Genomic DNA, 17,315 nt, shown 5'->3' on the forward strand with positions numbered 1-17,315 from the left:
CATTTTGCCCCTCCCGGCCGGATATTTTCAAGCCGGACCATAGGGCATATCGAATGTGCTACCTAGGACAAACAGCGATAGTTGGGTGGCCCTATGCCGCCTGCAGGGGACCACTAGCTTGACTCTGCCGCATCAAGCCGAAGGGACCAATCGCCATGAACCGAAGCGCAGCAGCCGGTAGCATTGTGCCATTGCCGGCTTTGTCGGATCGCCATATCGATCCGCATTCCTATCCCGACGGCATCGCCTTTCTCGATGGTCAGTATCTGCCGATGTCGCAAGCCAAGATCTCGGTGCTGGATTGGGGCTTTCTGCATTCCGACGCCACCTACGACACCGTGCATGTCTGGGACGGCAGCTTCTTCCGCCTCGACCTGCATCTCGACCGCTTCTTCGCCGGCTTGCAAAAACTGCGCATGACGATCCCGTCCGACCGCGATGGTGTGGCCGAGATTCTGCACAATTGCGTGGCGCTGTCAGGCCATCGCGCCGCCTATGTCGAAATGCTGTGCACACGCGGCGCCTCGCCGACCTTCAGCCGCGATCCGCGCCAGGCGGTCAACCGCTTCATGGCCTTCGCAGTTCCCTTCGGCTCGGTCGCCAATGCCGAGCAGTTGCGGCGCGGCCTGCATGTCGCGATCAGCGACAAGGTGCGCATTCCGCCGGTCTCGATCGATCCGGCGATCAAGAACTACCACTGGCTCGACCTCGTGCGCGGCCTCTACGACGCTTATGACCGTGGGGCCGAAACCGCATTGATTCTCGACTTCAACGGCAATGTCGCCGAAGGCCCCGGCTTCAACGTGTTCTGCGTCAAGGACGGCAGGCTGTCGACGCCCGCGGTCGGCGTGCTGCCCGGCATCACCAGGCGCACCGTCTTGGATCTCTGCGCCGAAGCAGGCCTTGCCGCCGACTCGGCCGATGTCAGCGTTGCCGCGCTGAAGGCTGCCGACGAAGTCTTCATCACTTCCACCGCCGGCGGCATCATGCCGGTGACAGTGATCGACGGCGCTGCTGTCGCCGACGGCAAGATAGGCGGGATCACAAAGCGCTTGATGGCGCTCTACTGGCAAAAGCATGACGACCCGGCCTGGTCGAGCCCGGTGCGCTATCCCTGACCGGCGAAGGTCCTGCTCCACACGATGACGTGACCAAAAAGATTCCCCCTCGCCTCTGGAAAATCGCTCGACGCACCGTATATCGCGGAAGCGGAGAAGCCTCCGCTTCCCAGTTCACGGCCCGCATGGGCAAGGATTCCACGTCATGACAAGCAAGGTTTGGTTCATCACCGGATCGTCGAAAGGCTTTGGCCGAGTCTGGGCCGAGGCCGCACTCGCTCGCGGCGACCGTGTCGCCGCAACCGCGCGCGATGCCGGCACGCTCGCCGATCTCGTCGCGAAATACGGCGATAATGTCGCCGCGATCAAGCTCGACGTCACCGACAAGAAGGCTGTCGATGCGGCCATCGCCGAGGCGCACAAGCGCTTTGGCCGGCTCGACGTCGTCATCAACAATGCCGGCTATGGCCATTTCGGCGCCATCGAGGAAGTCAGCGAACAGGAAGCCCGCGACCAGATCGAAACCAATGTGTTCGGCGCGCTCTGGGTCACCCAGGCGGCTTTGCCGATCATGCGGGCGCAGGGCTCCGGCCACATCATCCAGATCTCGTCGATCGGCGGCGTCAACGCCTTTGCGTCGCTCGGCCTTTACCATGCCTCAAAATGGGCGCTCGAAGCCTTCAGCCAGTCGCTCAGCATCGAGGTCGCCGAATTCGGCATCCATGTGACGCTTGTCGAACCGGGCGGCTTCTCCACCGATTGGTCCGGCGCCTCGGCCAAGGTCTCCAAAGCGATCGAGGCTTACGCGCCGGCCCGCGCCAAGATGGCGGAACGCCGCGCCAACTCGGTCGCCGGCGACCCCGAGGCCACCGGACCGGCGATGCTTGAAATCGTCGACGCGGCCGAGCCGCCGCTGCGCGTCTTCTTCGGCGATGGCGGCCTGCCGATGATCAAGCAGGAATACGCCAACCGCATCGCGCTGTGGGAAAAGTGGGACCACGTTTCCGTCGAGGCGCAGGGCGCCAAGAAGAACCGCAAGGCGGCCTGAGCGCGTCTTGAAATCCGGCTGCGTCGCCCCGGCGGCGCAGCCCGTGCCCTAGCCCGGTACTAGGATCGATAAATCCACTGCTCGGGCACGCGCACCGAGATCTCGTCCCCTGTTGTCATACGACCCGGTTTCTCGACCCAGGCAACGAGGCCGCGCAGCCGTTTCGCCGCCTTCGGGAAGGCCAGCGCGCCGGCCTCCCGATCGGCCATCCCGGCGTTTTCGGCGATCGAACGTCCAGCAAGCCGGCAAGGCCCGTTCTGCGCATCGACCTTGATCGTCACGCCACCTCTAAAGAACAGCAGCGTGCCTGACGGCAGCATCGAGAGATGCGGCACGCCTTCGATCAGCAGATTGGCGCCGATCCATTCCGGCTTGATCTCGGCCAGCCCCATCCGCTCGGCAACGACGGCGAGCTCATCCGCTGCTACGATTGATATCTGCCGCTCGTTGCGGATTTCGGTGCCGCGCGGATACCAGGGTTCGCGACCGCCGGAACGACGGGTGGCGCCGGCGTGGAAGTCGCCGTCGATGCCTTCGAAACCGAGTTGCAATGCTTCCACTGGGCGCGTCTGGAAGTGATTCGACGGTGCGGCGTAGAGCGCCGTCACCCCGGCTACGAGTTTTCGCGCTGAAATGATCTCGATCGGAGCCTCAGGGAAAAGATCCAGCATGGCTTACTCCTTGTGCAAGGTCGCATTAGCGATAGCCATGAGCCCGGTCCAGTCCAAAGCAATGATGATCCGATCAAGCGGGCTGATGGCAGCCGATCACGATCTTCTTACCGCGGATCGCATATCCTATCGTACTGCGCCGCATTGCCGCCGTGCTGCACCGGCCTCATGGTGAGACAAGTCTGCGGAGGTTTCCATGCGTCCCGGGACTGCAATCGCGCTGCTTTGGCTGATCTGGGTCGTGTCCTGGTTTCTAGCCGCCTTCTGGGCCGACCCGGCGAAAAAGCGTGCCGGCATCCAGGAGGAGCTTCGCTATCGCGCTTTGTGGTTGATCGGCGCGGTGCTGCTGTTCATTCCCGCGCATGGCTATGCCGGCCGGCTGCGATTCTGGTTTCCGACCCTTGCCGAAGCGTGGATCTGCGCAGGGCTTGTTGCCGTTGGCCTGTTGTTCGCCTGGTGGGCGCGATTGCATCTCGGCCGTCTCTGGTCGGCTTCGGTGACGGCCAAGGCCGAGCACCGTGTCGTCGACACCGGTCCCTACAGAATGGTCCGCCACCCGATCTATACCGGACTGCTTCTGGCGATGCTTGCCACAATGGCGGCCAAAGGCACGGTCTGGGGAATCGCCGGCGCGATTCTTCTCACCATCGGCATCGTCATGAAGGCAAGGCTGGAGGAACGCTTTCTGCGCGGAGAACTCGGCAACGCCTATGACGATTATGCCCGTAGCGTACCGATGCTGGTGCCGTTCATGCCGGCCTGATTACAGCATCCGCAAAAGCGCGCCGCCGATCGAATAGCCGGCGCCGAAGGCGCACAGCACGCCGAAATCGCCGGGCTTCATGTCGGCGTGGTTTTCCGACAGCGCGATGATGGCGCCGGCGCCGGCGGTGTTGCCGAGCCGCTCCAGCACCATCGGCGCGCGGTCGTGGTCGACCTCGTGGCCGAAGGCCAGTTTCAGGATCATGGCGTTCATGCGCGCATTGGCCTGATGCAGCCAGAAGCGCCTGATGGCTTGCGGCGTCAGCCCGTGTTCGGCGAGGAATTCGACAATGAATTTGTGGCCGGCGACGGTGACTTCCTTGAACACCTTGTTGCCGACCTGTTTGATCAGATTGCCTTCGAGGTTGATCATGTAAGGATCGTCCTGGGCGGTGCGGGTGTGATAGCCCAGATTGGTGCGGATATTGTTCGACATCTGCGTCCAGGTGCGCGTGTCCAGCACCTCGAAACGCCCCGGCCGCCTCTCGCCCTCGCCCAGCCCCTCGACCACCATCGCCACCGATGCATCGCCGAAGATGAAATGCGTCTGCCGGTCGCGGAAATTGAGATGGCCGGTGATGATCTCCGGCGTGACCACCAGCACGCGCTTGTGCGCACCCGCCCGCACGAGATTGGCCGCAATGTGCAAGGCGGCCGCGGCCGATGAACAACCAAGCCCCATATCGAAGCCGGCGCCCTTGGTGCCCAGCGCCTCCTGCATTTCGATAGCGATCGCCGGATAGGGCCGTTGCTGGTGCGAGGCCGAGCAGATCACCAAGTCGATGTCGGACGGCTTCAGGCCGGCATGGTCGAGCGCCTTCCGGGCCGCGGCCACTCCAAACTCGGCCTGCAGCGACAGCGCGTCATCGGGCCGCGCCGGAATGCGCGGCGCCATGCGGGTCGGATCGAGAATGCCTTCGCGCTCGATCACATGGCGGGTCTGGACGCCCGAGGCATGGACGATGAAGGCGCTGTCGGATTTCTGCAGCAGCGTCTCATCCGTGCCTTGCCGGCGCGCATTCTCGGTGTCGACCCAGGCATTGAAGCTGGCGACCAGTTCTTCATTGGTGATCTTAGCTTCAGGGATTTCAACGCCAATGCCGCTGATGATGACGCGATGCATATCCAGTCCGTCCATGCGCAGGCGTTGTCGTTCTCATGTGAACGACGAAGGGGCGCGACACAACACTTTTCTCACCCACCGGTTTACGCCGGCTTAAACCATAGGCTGTGGCCGGATGTCATCGGGAGTGCTAGCCGGCCCGCTTGGCGACGATGAAGATACGCGGAAAGCGCAGCAGCACCTTGCCGTTTGCGGTCTTCGGATAGGCCTTGGCAATTTTGGCCGTGTAGCTGTCGAGGAAGATCTTGCGCTCGTCGGCGTCCAGCGGATCGAGGAAAGGCTTCAGCCCCGTCGACTTCACCCATTCGACTATCGCCTCGGCGTCGGTCAGCGGATGATTGTAGGCCGTATGCCAGATATCCACCCGGGCGGAGAGCGGCGACAAGAGATCATAATAGAACGACACCGCCGGCAGCTGTCCGCGCGCAGCACCTGCCATCTTGGCGGCGAACGGCATTTCGGCGGCCGTCTCGTGCATCACCTGATGCGACGGCTCAAGCAGATTGTCGGGCATCTGGACGGCGAGCGCGCCACCGGGGGCGAGAAAGCCCATTAGCCGCTGGAACACTACCGGGTGGGTGGGCAGCCACTGGAATACCGCGTTGGCGAAGATGACGTTGACCGGCTCGGCCGGTCGCCATGTCGAGGCATCGGCGAGGTCGAAATTGACGCTGGGCAGGCGCGCCTTCGCCTTCTCGATCATGTCGGGAGAGGTGTCGAAGCCGCTGATATCAGCATCCGGCCAGCGCTCGACCAGCAGCTCGGTCGAATTACCCGGGCCGCAGCCGATGTCGACCACCCGGCGCGGGAAATCCACCGGCACCTGCGCAACAAGATCGCGCGCGGGCCGCGTGCGCTCATCCTCGAATTTCAGATATTGGGCGGCTGACCAGTCGGTCATTCAAGCTTTCCTCGTATCAGTTGAGAAATTCGCCGCCCCGGTTGCTCCCTTACCGCGTCAACCTCTTGTACGTCATCCTGTGCGGGTTGACGGCCTCGGGGCCGAGCCGGCGGATCTTGTCCTGCTCATAATCCTCGAAATTGCCCTCGAACCATTCGACATGACTGTCACCTTCAAAGGCCAGGATGTGCGTGGCCAGACGGTCGAGGAACATACGATCATGCGAGATGATGACGGCGCAGCCACCAAAATTTTCCAGCGCGTCTTCGAGCGCCGCCAGCGTTTCTGTGTCGAGATCGTTGGTCGGCTCGTCGAGCAGCAGCACATTGCCACCGGTCTTCAGCATTTTTGCCAGATGCACGCGGTTGCGCTGGCCGCCGGAGAGGTTGCCGACCTTCTGCTGCTGGTCGCCGCCACGGAAGTTGAACGACGCACAATAGGCGCGCGTGTTGGCCTCGAACTTGCCGAGCTTGACCACTTCTGCGCCGCCGGAAATCTCCTCCCACACCGTCTTTGACGGATCGAGCGCATCGCGGCTCTGGTCGACATAGCCGAGCTTCACCGTTTCGCCGATGCGGACAGAGCCGGCATCCGGCGTTTCCTGGCCGGTGATCATGCGGAACAGCGTCGTCTTGCCGGCGCCGTTCGGCCCGATAACGCCAACGATGCCGCCCGGCGGCAGTTTAAATTCCAGACCCTCGATCAACAGCGTGTCGCCAAAGCCCTTCGACAAGCCTTCCGCCTCGATCACCACATTGCCGAGCCGCTCGCCATGCGGAATGACGATCTGCGTATCGCTCGGACGCCGCTTGTCGGCTGCATCCAGCAGGTCCTGGAACGCCTGGATACGCGCCTTGGACTTGGTCTGGCGGGCTTTCGGGCTGGACTGGATCCACTCGCGCTCGCGGCCGATAGCGCGCTGGCGGGCGTCGTCCTCGCGACCTTCCTGCTTGAGGCGCTTGGCCTTGGCTTCGAGGTATTTGGTGTAGTTGCCCTCATAGGGAATGCCGCGGCCGCGATCGAGCTCGAGGATCCATCCCGTGACATTGTCGAGGAAGTAGCGATCGTGGGTGATGATCATCACGGCGCCCGGATAGGCGCGCAGATGCTTTTCGAGCCACGCCGTGGTTTCGGCGTCGAGATGGTTGGTCGGTTCGTCGAGCAGCAAGAGGTCGGGCTGACGCAGCAGCAGCTGGCAGAGCGCGACGCGGCGGCGCTCACCGCCCGAAAGCTTGGTGACCTCGGAATCCTTGGGCGGGCAGCCCAGCGCTTCCATCGCCATCTCGACCTGCTGTTCGAGATCCCACAAATTGAGCCGGTCCATCTCGTCCTGGAGCTTGGCGGACTCATCGGCCGTCTCGTCGGAGTAGTTCATCATCAATTCGTTGTAGCGCTCGATGATGGCGGTCTTGGCGGCGACACCTTCCATGATGTTCTCGAACACCGTCTTGTTGGCATCGAGCGCCGGCTCCTGCGCGAGATAGCCGACGGTGGCGCCTTCGGCGAGCCACGCTTCGCCGTTCCACTCCTTGTCGAGCCCGGCCATGATCTTGAGGATCGTCGACTTGCCCGAGCCGTTGGGGCCGAGGATGCCGATCTTGGCGTCGGGATAGAAGGAGAGATGGACATTCTCAAGCACCTTCTTGGTGCCATAGGCCTTGTTGAGGCCGGCCATGTGATAGATGAACTGGCGTGCCACGCGCGCTTTCCTTGATGATTGACCGAAAATGTCGGATTGAATGGAGGTTGGCCGCTATGTAGGCGATGCCGGGCCGAACGGCAATCGCTTTTGCCATTTCAAGCCGGGTGTACACCGCACGTTAAGTTTTCCGCCGGTTGTAGGGAGCGTTGAAATCCCCGGTTAACCCTTCAGCGTCAAAACAGGATCGATCGCTGGCCTGTCGCGATCGAAAGTAGAGATCGGACCGAAGGTAGTGCTGAACAGTTTCCTGCTCCTTGCCGAAGCGGTCGTCTACTTCAGCGTCATGGTCACGCTGTTCCGCTTCAGGGATCGCATCGGCCTCGGCGTCTTCGTCTGCGCGCTGGGCGCCATGCATTTCCTCGAAACCTATCTCGCCAGCGTCTTCTATGTCGCCCTGCCCTTCGGCATGGTCTCGCCAGGCTCGGCGGTGCTGTTTTCCGGCAAGCTGGTGATGCTGCTTCTGCTCTACATGAAGGAAGATGCGGCCACGGTGCGCCAGCCGATCTATGGCCTTTTGCTCGGCAACGCCTTGATGATCGGGCTGGTCCTGATCCTGCGCCTGCACGATATTTCAGCCCTTTCCGACGGCAAGCTTCCCGATATCGGTTTCATCGACCAGTTGGGCTGGCTGATGGTGTGGGGCACGACGCTGCTCTTCATCGACGCCATCCTGATCATCCTGCTTTACGAAAAGCTCGGGCGTTATCTGCGCAAGGCGCCGTTCTCCCGCATCCTGATTTGCGTCGCCTGCGTGCTCACCTTCGACCAGGCCGGATTTTTCACCGCCCTGCATTTCGTCGCAGGCGCACCGATCGCCGTCTTCTTCGGCGGCTGGTTCGCCAAGATGGGTGCCGCTTTTGCTTACAGCGCCATGCTTGTCGCCTACCTCAGATGGTTCGAAACGCGGCGGGTTACCGCACCGCGCGGATTGTCCGACGTCTTCGATACCTTGACCTACCGCGAGCGCTACGAAGCCCTGGTCGAACATGTCGGCCGCGACGGCCTCACCGGCCTGTTGCACAGGGGACGCTTTGACAGCGACGGCGAACGTCTGGTTGCTGTCAGCCTGCGCACGGCCCAGCCGCTCAGCCTGCTGATCGTCGACGTCGACCATTTCAAGTCGATCAACGATCGCTTCGGCCATGCCGAGGGCGACAGGGTGCTGAGATCGATCGCCCAGGTACTGACCCAGGCGGCCGGCGCGCACGATCAGGTTTTCAGGATCGGCGGCGAGGAGTTCGCCATCCTTTGCTCGCAGCCGCATGCGGTCGCCAGGTTGCTCGGAGAAAACCTCCGCCAGGCCGTCAAGGCGTGCGTAAACCGGTTCGACATCAGCGTCAGCGCCGGCATCGCCACTGTCGACGAGACCGTAGCCTCGCTTGCCGATCTCTTCGCCCTTGCCGACGAGCGTCTCTACAGGGCCAAATCCACCGGGCGTGACCGCGTCGTCGGCGAAGCGCATGACGATGCCGAAGACCTCAGTGCCTGGACATTGTCCACACGTGGCGTCAGCGGATAAGGTTGTCAGCTCCGCTTGCGCTGCTGCAACGCGCCGACCGCAACTGAAACGGCTATCAGCGCGATGGCCAGCCATTTCAGCGTGGTGATGATCGGACTGGCGTCGATGTCATAAGCGATGAACAACAGAATCCCGGGCACCAGCAGGCCGCACATGACCAGCATGATGCGGTTGATCTGCCAAGACACTTTTGCTGCCAGCGCTTCGTCACCGGCTTCGCCGACAAGACCGGCGCGCATCTCCCGGGAGATGGCCAACGCGCTCGACAGGCGCATGGAGATCGGCAAGCCGAGCCCGATTATGAGGAAGGCACACGCCGCCAGCAGAGCCGAGAATTTGAGCGCGCTGGTCTCGGCCGGCACCGGAAACAAAAGTGTCGCCAGCGGCAGGAAGACACAGACGATGCCGAGCGCGGCAATGGCGATGAAGATCGCGGCATTGACCCAAGTGAACAGCTGGTAGCGGCCTGCCCCGATCGGCGCGGCAAGCACGCGCATGCGCGCCCACTCGGCATCGGTATAGGAAAAGCCCGGCCATTCCATGCGGCCGTCTTTTATGGCTGTCATTCCCCTGGCCCAGAAAGCCAGCCGCGCCAGCCCGCCTGATGTCATGCCACTCATCGCCACCCCCGCCGAATGAATCACAGCCAAACCATATCACCGCGTCACTGCCAAGCGACAGACGGATATCCTACTGGAACCCGGCCGCATCGACCGAACCCTTCGGACAGCCCGCCTTGGTCGTCGGCGCCGAGGCGAGCATGAGAGTGCCCAGCGAACTGTCCGGACCGATCGGGCCGGTCAGGCCGAGCGTCAGCTCGCCGATCAGCCGCCTGCCGCTCGACGGATCGACCAGGCAGGAGACACGCACCCGCGCGCCCGCCCCGGCGCCGAAGGCGCTGTCGAAGGTGCTGCGGATCTGGTCCGAAGTCAGCTGCTTGCCGACGTTCCTGGTGAAGAGCTCGCGCACCGGCGAGGCATTCACCGCCCGCATCAGGTTCAGCGCCTCGGCAAAATACTCCTGCTGGCTCTTGCCGTAGCAGGTGCCGTGCTTGATCCATTCATGCCGTTCGAGCTTGGAGGCGGTGCCAGGCATCACCTGGTCGAGTTCGGCGCGCGTATTGGCATCGAGGTTGACCGGCGGCAGGTCGGCCCAATGGGCCGGATTATCATTGGCCTTGTCGCTCGCCGGCACCTGGCAATAGAAATTGCCGTTCGGTTGCGGCCACAGACCATGCAAAGTGAAATGCGACGCGTCGAAACCGCCCGCCGTCTGCGCCTGGCATTCGGGCTTGCTTGCCTTGGTTTCGCAGAAGGCCGGCTGCCAGCTCAGCGCAAAGACATATTCGGGTTTTCCCGAAGCCGCAGGCTTGCCCTGATCGGCGGGCGCGGCCGGCAGGGCGGCTGCGCTGCCGCCGGTGACATGACCGCAGCTGATCTTGACCCAGCGACGCTCAGGATCGGCGCCCGGCACGCGGATGAGGTAATGCGTCGGCGCATCCTTGTTGCCGGCCAGGAGGTCGTAGCTCTGTCCAGCCGTTGTCGCGATATTGCCGGGGTTCTTGCCGCTCTTGATTGCCTGCGTTGCTGGACAGGCAGCATCGGCCACGAAGGAGCCGCTCATCTTCACATCGGCGCGCGCTAGGCCGACACCGGCCAGCGCCACCAACACCGCACCCCATATCGCCGATATCCGCATTCCAGCACTCCTAGCGTTTCATAGCGCAAGCTAGAAACGTGTGACATGTCAGAATTACGATTTCTTTCGTCCGCCGCAAAAAACAATCGCTCGGTCGATCAGACCCCGCCCTCCTCGACCCGCTTCGTCAACATACGCAGCAGATCAAGCGCGGTCTCAAGCACGCGAGGCTCGATGCCCTCGCTGATGCGGTTGGCCCAGACATGCTGGCGCGTGCCGATATCCCTGATCGCGGCCCGGCCGGCATCGGTCATCGCCAGGAGCTTGGCGCGGCGGTGCGCCGGGTTGTCCGCATAGGCGGCGAGCCCTTCGGCGGCCAGAATGTCGGCAAGGCGCTGCACGCTCTGGCGGGCAAGCCCCATGTCGCGGGCAATGTCGGCCACCGATTTCGGCTCCTTCAGCACCGCGCCCAGAACCTGCCAGCGCGCCGCCGTCAACCCGGCAGGCTCCGCCAGCCGGTCGGCCGCGTCGAGAAACCCGCCATTCAGCCGGAACACGGCAAGCACCAGTTCGGTGAGCACATCTCCGGCTTCGGTCCTGCTTGTCATTTCTGGCCGGCCTCGATGGTGGAAACGAAAGTGTTGACGGCTTCAGCCACCGCCTCCGGCTTGTCAAGCATCACCCAATGGCCGGAACCGGCGACGGTTCTGTGGCCAATTCCGCTGCGCAGCCGAAACAGGGCCGCCGCATTGTCATTGGCCTCCGTGGCCAGCACGAAGATCGGCCCATGATAGACGTCGAGCGTCGGCTCGGGATTCCATTCCGCCAGCGCCTTGCCGACGCCTGCCCGAGCCGCCGGATCGACCACCGCCGCATCGGCGATGACCTGTTTGCGGACATCTTCATTGGAGCCGGCGATCGAGGTGTAATAAGCGCTTAGCACATCGCCGCCGTTTGGCCCTGCCAGATCGCGCACGAACCCGTCGCGGATCTCTTTGGGCAGGGCGCGCGGATCGGTCGCCGGATCGACCAGCAGGATGCCGGCAACACGGTCGGCATTGCCGGCGGCATAGGCGAGCGCGGCCCCACTGCCGCCGCTATGTGCAACGAGGACAAACCGCTTCAGGCCGAACGCATCGGCCACCGCACCAATATCGTCGGCACGGCCGTCATAGCCGTAGTCGGCATCAGTTGCAGGCGCCGATGCGCCGTGGCCGCGAAAATCGAAGGCGACCGCCTCACGGCCACCTGCGGTGAGCTGCATCACCCGGTTCCACTGTGTGGCGCGGCTGCAATCGCCATGCGCGAACAGGATCGGCAGGCCGCCGCCGGATTTGATGTCGTAGCCGGCAAGCTGGCCCTGCGGGCCGGCAATGGTTGAGGTCTTCATGGTCATCTCCCTGGTTTTGCTGGATGCAATGCCGGGCAGGAGCATTGCGGATGACAGGCTCGCCAGCAGAAACGCGCGGCGCGAAACGGTCGAAAAGGTTTTCATGCTCATGCTCGCTATCTTGACAGTATGCTGTCATGTAATCAAATTGACAGCATACTGTCAATAGCCCTCCCCTTGACGCCGGTCACGCCGTCGCCCAACAGTCGCGACGGGAGCGAGAGATGGCATTTGACGAGCAGACGACGCTGGCCTCACCGACCGGAGCCACGCTCAACCTCTATGTGAAGCACGCGGGGGGCTCTCCACGCGCGGTAGTCCAGGTCAATCACGGCCTGGCCGAACATGCGGCGCGCTATGCCCGCTTCGCCGATTACCTCAGCACCGGCGGCTTTCATGTCTACGTCCACGACCATCGCGGCCATGGCGCGACCAAGGCGCCCGATGCCCCGCTCGGCAGGTTCGCCGGCACAAGCGGCCCGGCCAAGGTGATCTCCGATGTCGACGCAGTCCACGATTTGATTGCGAAGGAGCAGCCCGGCCTGCCGGTCATCCTGTTCGGCCATTCGATGGGTGCGTCGGTGGCGCTCAACTACCTGCTGGCGCACTCGCCGCGCGTCCACGCCGCGGCGATCTGGAACGGCAATTTCTCACAAGGCCTGCTTGGTCAGCTTGCACTCGCCATCCTCGCTTATGAGCGCTTCAGGCTCGGCTCCGATGTTCCCTCACGCGTCTTGCCCAAACTGACCTTCCAGGCCTGGGGCAAGGCGGTGCCCAACCACAAGACGCCGTTCGACTGGCTGTCGCGCGACGAGGCTGAAGTGGCCAAGTACATTGCCGACCCGCTGTGCGGCTGGGATGCCTCGATCTCGATGTGGCGCGATGTCGTGGAGATGGCGCAGAAAGGCGGCAAGGATGCGGGCTTTGCCGGCATCAGGCGCGACCTGCCCGTCAGCATCGTCGGCGGCGAGAAGGATCCGGCCTCCGACTATGGCAAAGGCATCGATCATCTCACCAAGCGGATGCGCGCGATGGGCTTTTCGAATCTGGTTTCAAAGGTTTACGCCGACACCCGCCACGAAAGCCTGAACGAGGTGAACCGCGACACCGTTATGGACGATTTCGCTGCCTGGGCCGATAGCGTGCTCAAACAGTGACATCGCTGGCCCACTGCAAGCCTCGTGACAGCGGCATCCCGGATTGATAGAGGCTGCGGTTCCCACCCGTTTTTGGTGATTTATGGCTGAACCTCCGCTGAAAGGCGTCCGCGTCGTCGAACTCGCCCGCATCCTGGCCGGCCCGTGGGCAGGACAATTGCTGGCCGATCTCGGCGCCGATGTCATCAAGGTCGAGAGCCCCGATGGCGGCGACGATACCCGCAAATGGGGTCCGCCCTTCGTCATGAGCCATGATGGCGAGAACCTGTCGGCCGCCTATTACCACTCCTGCAATCGCGGCAAGCGCTCCATCGCGGTCGATTTCTCGACGCCCGAAGGGGCCGAGACGGTGCGCCGGCTGGTTGCCACGGCCGACGTTCTGATCGAGAACTTCAAGCTCGGCGGCCTGAAGAAATACGGGCTCGATTACGAGAGCCTGAAGGCGATCAATCCAAAGCTCGTCTACTGCTCGATCACCGGCTTCGGCCAGGACGGGCCTTACGCCCCACGCGCCGGCTATGATTTCATCATCCAGGCCATGGCCGGCATGATGTCGATCACCGGCGAGGTCGGGCGCGAGCCGCAAAAAGCTGGCGTCGCCATATCGGACATCTTCACCGGCCTCTATTCGGTGATCGCCATCCAGGCAGCGCTTCGCCATGCCGAAAAGACCGGCGAAGGCCAGCATATCGACATGGCCCTGTTCGACACCCAGATCTCGGCGCTCGGCAACCAGAACCTCAACTATCTCGTCTCCGGCAAGGCGCCGGTACAGATGGGCAATGCGCATATGAACATTGCGCCCTATGAGGTTGTCCCGGTCAGGGACGGCCATATCATCCTGGCGGTCGGCAATGACGGCCAGTTCGCCAAATTCTGCGCCGCCGTCGGTCTCGACCATCTCTCAGCGAATCCCGATTTCGCCACCAATCCGGCCCGCGTCGCCAACCGGGTGAAATTGCGCGAGCACATGATCGAGACGCTGAAGAACTGGGACCGAGACCCGTTGCTGGCCAAGCTCGAAGCGGCAAGCGTGCCGGCGAGCCCGATCAACAATATCGGCCAGATGTTTGCCGACCCGCAGACGATCGCACGCGGCATGCGCCTCGACCTGGACGATGGCCATGGCAATCGTCTGCCCTCGGTGCGCGCGCCGATGGTGATGTCGGGCACGCCGCTCGTCTATGAGCGTCCCTCGCCGCGCCTTGGCGAACACACGCAAGAAATCCTTGCCGAACTGGAGAAGTCTGGACGATGAAGACCGGTGGACAACTGATTGTCGACGCACTCGAGGCGAACGGCACCGACCGCATCTTCTGCGTGCCCGGCGAATCCTATCTCGCGGTGCTCGACGCATTGCATGACTCGCCCATCCGCACCATTGTCTGCCGACAGGAAGGCGGCGCCGCCATGATGGCCGACTGCCAGGGGCGGCTGACCGGCAAGCCCGGCATCTGCTTCGTCACCCGCGGCCCCGGCGCCACCAATGCGTCGGCCGGCATTCACATTGCCATGCAGGATTCGATACCCGTCATCCTGTTCATCGGCCAGGTCGCCAGCCACGCCAAGGAGCGGGAGGCTTTCCAGGAGGTCGACTACAAGCGCTTCTTCGGCGACATCGCCAAATGGGTGGTGGAGATCGACGATGCCGCGCGCATCCCCGAACTCGTCACCCGCGCCTTTGCTCTCGCGACATCGGGCCGCCCCGGCCCCGTCGTCGTCTCGCTGCCGGAGGACATGCTGACCAGTCTTGTCGACGCGCCCGCGGCCTTGCCGCACACGCCGGTCGAAACCCGGCCCGGCGAAGCCGAACTCGATGCTTTGGAAAAGCTTCTGGCCAAGGCCAAGCGTCCCTTCGTCATCCTCGGCGGCACACGCTGGGACGAGGAAGCGGTGGCTCGCATGCGCACCATTGCCGAGGCCTGGTCGCTGCCGGTCGGCTGCTCCTTCCGCCGCCAGATGCTGTTCGACCATCTGCACCCGAACTATGCCGGTGATGTCGGCATCGGCATCAACCCGAAGCTGGCCACCGCCATCAAGCAGGCCGACCTGGTGCTGCTGATCGGCGGCCGCATGGGCGAGATGCCGTCCTCCGACTACACGTTGCTGAAAAGCCCCTATCCCGACCAGACGCTGGTCCATGTCCATGCCGACGCCGGTGAACTCGGCCGCGTCTACCGGCCGACGCTGGCGATCAACGCCTCGCCATCGGCCTTCGTCGAAGCCTTCGCCAAGCGCAAGCCAGCCTCCGCGCCAGCCTGGGCGGATGAGACGCCAAAGCACCATGCCGCCTACCTCGACTGGTCGACGCCGCCTGAGACCGGCCCCGGCCCGGTCCAGATGGGACCGATCATGAATTACCTGGAAAAGGTTCTGCCCGAGGACGCCATTTTCACCAACGGCGCCGGCAATTACGCCACCTGGGTGCACCGCTTCCACCGCTTTCGCCGCTTCGCCACGCAGGGCGCGCCGACCTCCGGTTCGATGGGTTATGGCACGCCGGCCGCGGTCGCCGCCAAGGCGCTCCATCCCGACCGCACCGTGATCGCCTTTGCCGGCGACGGCTGCTTCCTGATGAACGGACAGGAATTCGCCACCGCCGTGCAATACGACCTGCCGATCATCGTCATCGTCGTCAACAACGGCATCTACGGCACCATCCGCATGCACCAGGAGCGCGACTATCCCGGCCGCGTCGTCGCCACCGATCTGAAGAACCCTGACTTTGCCGCTCTTGCCCGCGCCTATGGCGGCCACGGCGAGACGGTCGAGAACACGGCAGATTTTGCCCCTGCCTTCGAGCGTGCCCGCGCCAGCGGCAAGCCGGCGATCGTCGAAATCAGGCTCGACCCCGAGGCGATCACGCCGACGCGGACGATGACGCAGATCCGCGACAAGGCCTAAGAACTTCGTAGCGAAAGCCGAGTTCGTCACACCCCTCTGTCCTGCCGGACATCTCCCCCGCAAGGGGGGAGATCAGAAGTCACATCGGCCTTTGCCAATCACCACGTTGAAGATGAGGGCCGGCGGTCAAGCTGTGTAGTGTGCTGAGAGTTCTGCAAATTCGCTGAGAGAGGGCGGTCATGGCAGGCTGGTGATGTTCAACGTCACCGATTCCCTGGAAGGAACGCCACCATGACCAAGACAGAAGGTAAATCGACCAGCGCTGCCGTCAAAGACATTCTGCTTTCGAACCCGGAGGGGCTGCACGAAGTGATCCGTGCGGTAATGCAGGAGGTTCTCGAGGCCGAGATGGAGGAGGCGCTGGGTGCTTCGAAGGGCGAACGCACGCCTGAGCGCCTTGGGTATCGCTCGGGTTACTACGGCCGCACCCTGGTCACCCGGGTGGGCAAGCTTGAGCTGCGGGTTCCACAGGACCGGGCGGGTCACTTCTCCACCGAGCTGTTCGAGCGCTACCAGCGTTCGGAGCGGGCCTTGGTTGCGACGGTTGCGGAGATGTATGTCCAGGGCGTGTCGACCCGCAAGGTGAAGGCGATCACGGAAGAACTGTGCGGCCATGCCTTCTCGGCCTCGTCGATCTCGGCCATCAACAAGCGCTTGGACGAGAGCCTGAAGGCGTTTGCCGAACGACCGCTTCAGGAGCCATTCCCCTACCTCATTCTCGATGCCCGCTACGAGAAAGTGCGCGAAGCCGGCATCGTGATGAGCCAGGCGGTGCTGATCGCGGTCGGCATCGACTGGGACGGGCGTCGGCAGATCCTGGCCGTGGAGATGGCCAATCGCGAGAGCCGCTCGGCCTGGAAGGACTTCCTCGTCGGCTTGAAACGACGCGGTCTCAAGGGCGTCGAACTGGCCGTGTCCGACGACCATGCCGGCCTGGTCGCGGCGATCGGCGAGGTGATCCCGGAAGCAGCATGGCAGCGCTGCTACGTCCACTTCCTCAGGAACGCGCTCGATCACCTGCCCAGGAAGCACGGCGACGATTGTCTGCAGGAACTGCGCTGGCTCTACGACCGGCGCGATCTCGCCGAGGCCAAGGCCGATCTCGCCGCGTGGCTGTCCAAATGGTCCGCCCGCTACCCGCGGCTGACCACCTGGGCGGAAGAAGCCATAGAACAGACGCTGACTTTCTTCCGGCTACCGCGTCAGCATCACAAGCACCTCAAGTCCACCAACATGCTTGAACGGCTCAACGAGGAAATCCGCCGGCGCACCTATGTCGTGCGCATCTTCCCGAACGCCGAAAGCTGCCTGCGCCTGGTCAGGGCGCTGGCCGTCGAAACCAACGAAAACTGGATGGAGGCCAACCGCTATATCAACATGGATGATCTGCGCGAGCACAAGAAGCTCGCTCTACGCCAAGCCGCATGACCAGTTTCATGATC

Annotated in this window: 16 protein-coding genes; 8 read left to right on the plus strand and 8 right to left on the minus strand. The window is 63.2% G+C overall.

All coding sequences use genetic code 11. The features are described from left to right. Positions 1 to 155 precede the first annotated feature (155 nt). Together AC3CCE_RS23110 and AC3CCE_RS23115 are read left to right on the plus strand one after the other, a co-directional pair. Complete coding sequence (locus tag AC3CCE_RS23110; protein WP_352626774.1) at positions 156 to 1,118, plus strand: D-amino acid aminotransferase; 963 nt, start codon at positions 156 to 158, stop codon at positions 1,116 to 1,118. Positions 1,119 to 1,263: 145 nt separating this feature from the next. Continuing rightward, positions 1,264 to 2,106, plus strand: coding sequence for an SDR family oxidoreductase (locus tag AC3CCE_RS23115; protein WP_023690853.1), 843 nt, complete (start codon positions 1,264 to 1,266; stop codon positions 2,104 to 2,106). 59 nt (positions 2,107 to 2,165) lie between these two features. Here AC3CCE_RS23115 and AC3CCE_RS23120 read toward each other — a convergent pair whose 3' ends face one another. Beyond that, positions 2,166 to 2,777, minus strand: coding sequence for an MOSC domain-containing protein (locus AC3CCE_RS23120; protein ID WP_352626776.1), 612 nt, complete (start codon positions 2,775 to 2,777; stop codon positions 2,166 to 2,168). Between the two features lie 196 nt (positions 2,778 to 2,973). On the opposite strand from AC3CCE_RS23120, the gene AC3CCE_RS23125 reads away from it, so the two are divergent. Further along, a complete protein-coding gene (locus tag AC3CCE_RS23125; RefSeq protein ID WP_023668240.1) occupies positions 2,974 to 3,540 on the plus strand; it encodes a methyltransferase family protein in 567 nt (188 codons plus the stop codon). Here AC3CCE_RS23125 and AC3CCE_RS23130 read toward each other — a convergent pair whose 3' ends face one another. The 3 genes from AC3CCE_RS23130 to ettA all read right to left on the minus strand — a co-directional run bounded on the left by AC3CCE_RS23130 (position 3,541) and on the right by ettA (position 7,262). Then, positions 3,541 to 4,662, minus strand: coding sequence for a beta-ketoacyl-ACP synthase III (locus tag AC3CCE_RS23130; protein ID WP_023668239.1), 1,122 nt, complete (start codon positions 4,660 to 4,662; stop codon positions 3,541 to 3,543). Between the two features lie 130 nt (positions 4,663 to 4,792). Next, entirely contained in the window at positions 4,793 to 5,563 is a 771-nt protein-coding gene (tam, locus tag AC3CCE_RS23135; protein WP_352626778.1) for a trans-aconitate 2-methyltransferase, read from the minus strand. Positions 5,564 to 5,612: 49 nt separating this feature from the next. Further along, positions 5,613 to 7,262, minus strand: a complete 1,650-nt coding sequence (gene ettA, locus AC3CCE_RS23140; protein ID WP_023688009.1) for an energy-dependent translational throttle protein EttA — start codon at positions 7,260 to 7,262, stop codon at positions 5,613 to 5,615. A 235-nt stretch (positions 7,263 to 7,497) separates the two neighbouring features. Between ettA and AC3CCE_RS23145 the strand changes: the two genes are divergently transcribed. Next, positions 7,498 to 8,784: a GGDEF domain-containing protein gene (locus tag AC3CCE_RS23145; RefSeq protein WP_023821786.1), complete on the plus strand. Its 1,287-nt coding sequence runs from the start codon at positions 7,498 to 7,500 to the stop codon at positions 8,782 to 8,784. Positions 8,785 to 8,789: 5 nt separating this feature from the next. Here AC3CCE_RS23145 and AC3CCE_RS23150 read toward each other — a convergent pair whose 3' ends face one another. The 4 genes from AC3CCE_RS23150 to AC3CCE_RS23165 form a co-directional block, all read right to left on the minus strand. Continuing rightward, positions 8,790 to 9,404: a hypothetical protein gene (locus AC3CCE_RS23150; protein ID WP_156933926.1), complete on the minus strand. Its 615-nt coding sequence runs from the start codon at positions 9,402 to 9,404 to the stop codon at positions 8,790 to 8,792. Between the two features lie 70 nt (positions 9,405 to 9,474). Further along, entirely contained in the window at positions 9,475 to 10,482 is a 1,008-nt protein-coding gene (locus tag AC3CCE_RS23155; protein ID WP_352513460.1) for a ribonuclease T2 family protein, read from the minus strand. 98 nt (positions 10,483 to 10,580) lie between these two features. After that, the gene (locus AC3CCE_RS23160; protein WP_023705574.1) at positions 10,581 to 11,030 is read right to left on the minus strand and encodes a MarR family winged helix-turn-helix transcriptional regulator; all 450 of its coding nucleotides are present in this window, start codon (positions 11,028 to 11,030) and stop codon (positions 10,581 to 10,583) included. Next, positions 11,027 to 11,923, minus strand: a complete 897-nt coding sequence (locus AC3CCE_RS23165; protein WP_352626782.1) for an alpha/beta fold hydrolase — start codon at positions 11,921 to 11,923, stop codon at positions 11,027 to 11,029. Before AC3CCE_RS23165 ends, AC3CCE_RS23160 begins: the two co-directional genes overlap by 4 nt. Positions 11,924 to 12,036: 113 nt before the next feature. Here AC3CCE_RS23165 and AC3CCE_RS23170 point away from each other — a divergent pair, with 113 nt between their 5' ends. From AC3CCE_RS23170 to AC3CCE_RS23185, 4 genes are all read left to right on the plus strand, one after another. Then, on the plus strand, positions 12,037 to 12,969 hold the full coding sequence (locus AC3CCE_RS23170) for an alpha/beta fold hydrolase (protein ID WP_352513458.1): 933 nt from the start codon (positions 12,037 to 12,039) through the stop codon (positions 12,967 to 12,969). Between the two features lie 82 nt (positions 12,970 to 13,051). Further along, complete coding sequence (locus AC3CCE_RS23175; protein ID WP_352513457.1) at positions 13,052 to 14,227, plus strand: CaiB/BaiF CoA transferase family protein; 1,176 nt, start codon at positions 13,052 to 13,054, stop codon at positions 14,225 to 14,227. After that, on the plus strand, positions 14,224 to 15,873 hold the full coding sequence (locus AC3CCE_RS23180; RefSeq protein WP_352513456.1) for a thiamine pyrophosphate-binding protein: 1,650 nt from the start codon (positions 14,224 to 14,226) through the stop codon (positions 15,871 to 15,873). Before AC3CCE_RS23175 ends, AC3CCE_RS23180 begins: the two co-directional genes overlap by 4 nt. Before the next feature lie 231 nt (positions 15,874 to 16,104). Further along, a complete protein-coding gene (locus tag AC3CCE_RS23185; protein WP_488377203.1) occupies positions 16,105 to 17,301 on the plus strand; it encodes an IS256 family transposase in 1,197 nt (398 codons plus the stop codon). Positions 17,302 to 17,315 lie beyond the last annotated feature (14 nt).

The sequence above is a fragment of the Mesorhizobium sp. P160187 genome (assembly GCF_057766425.1).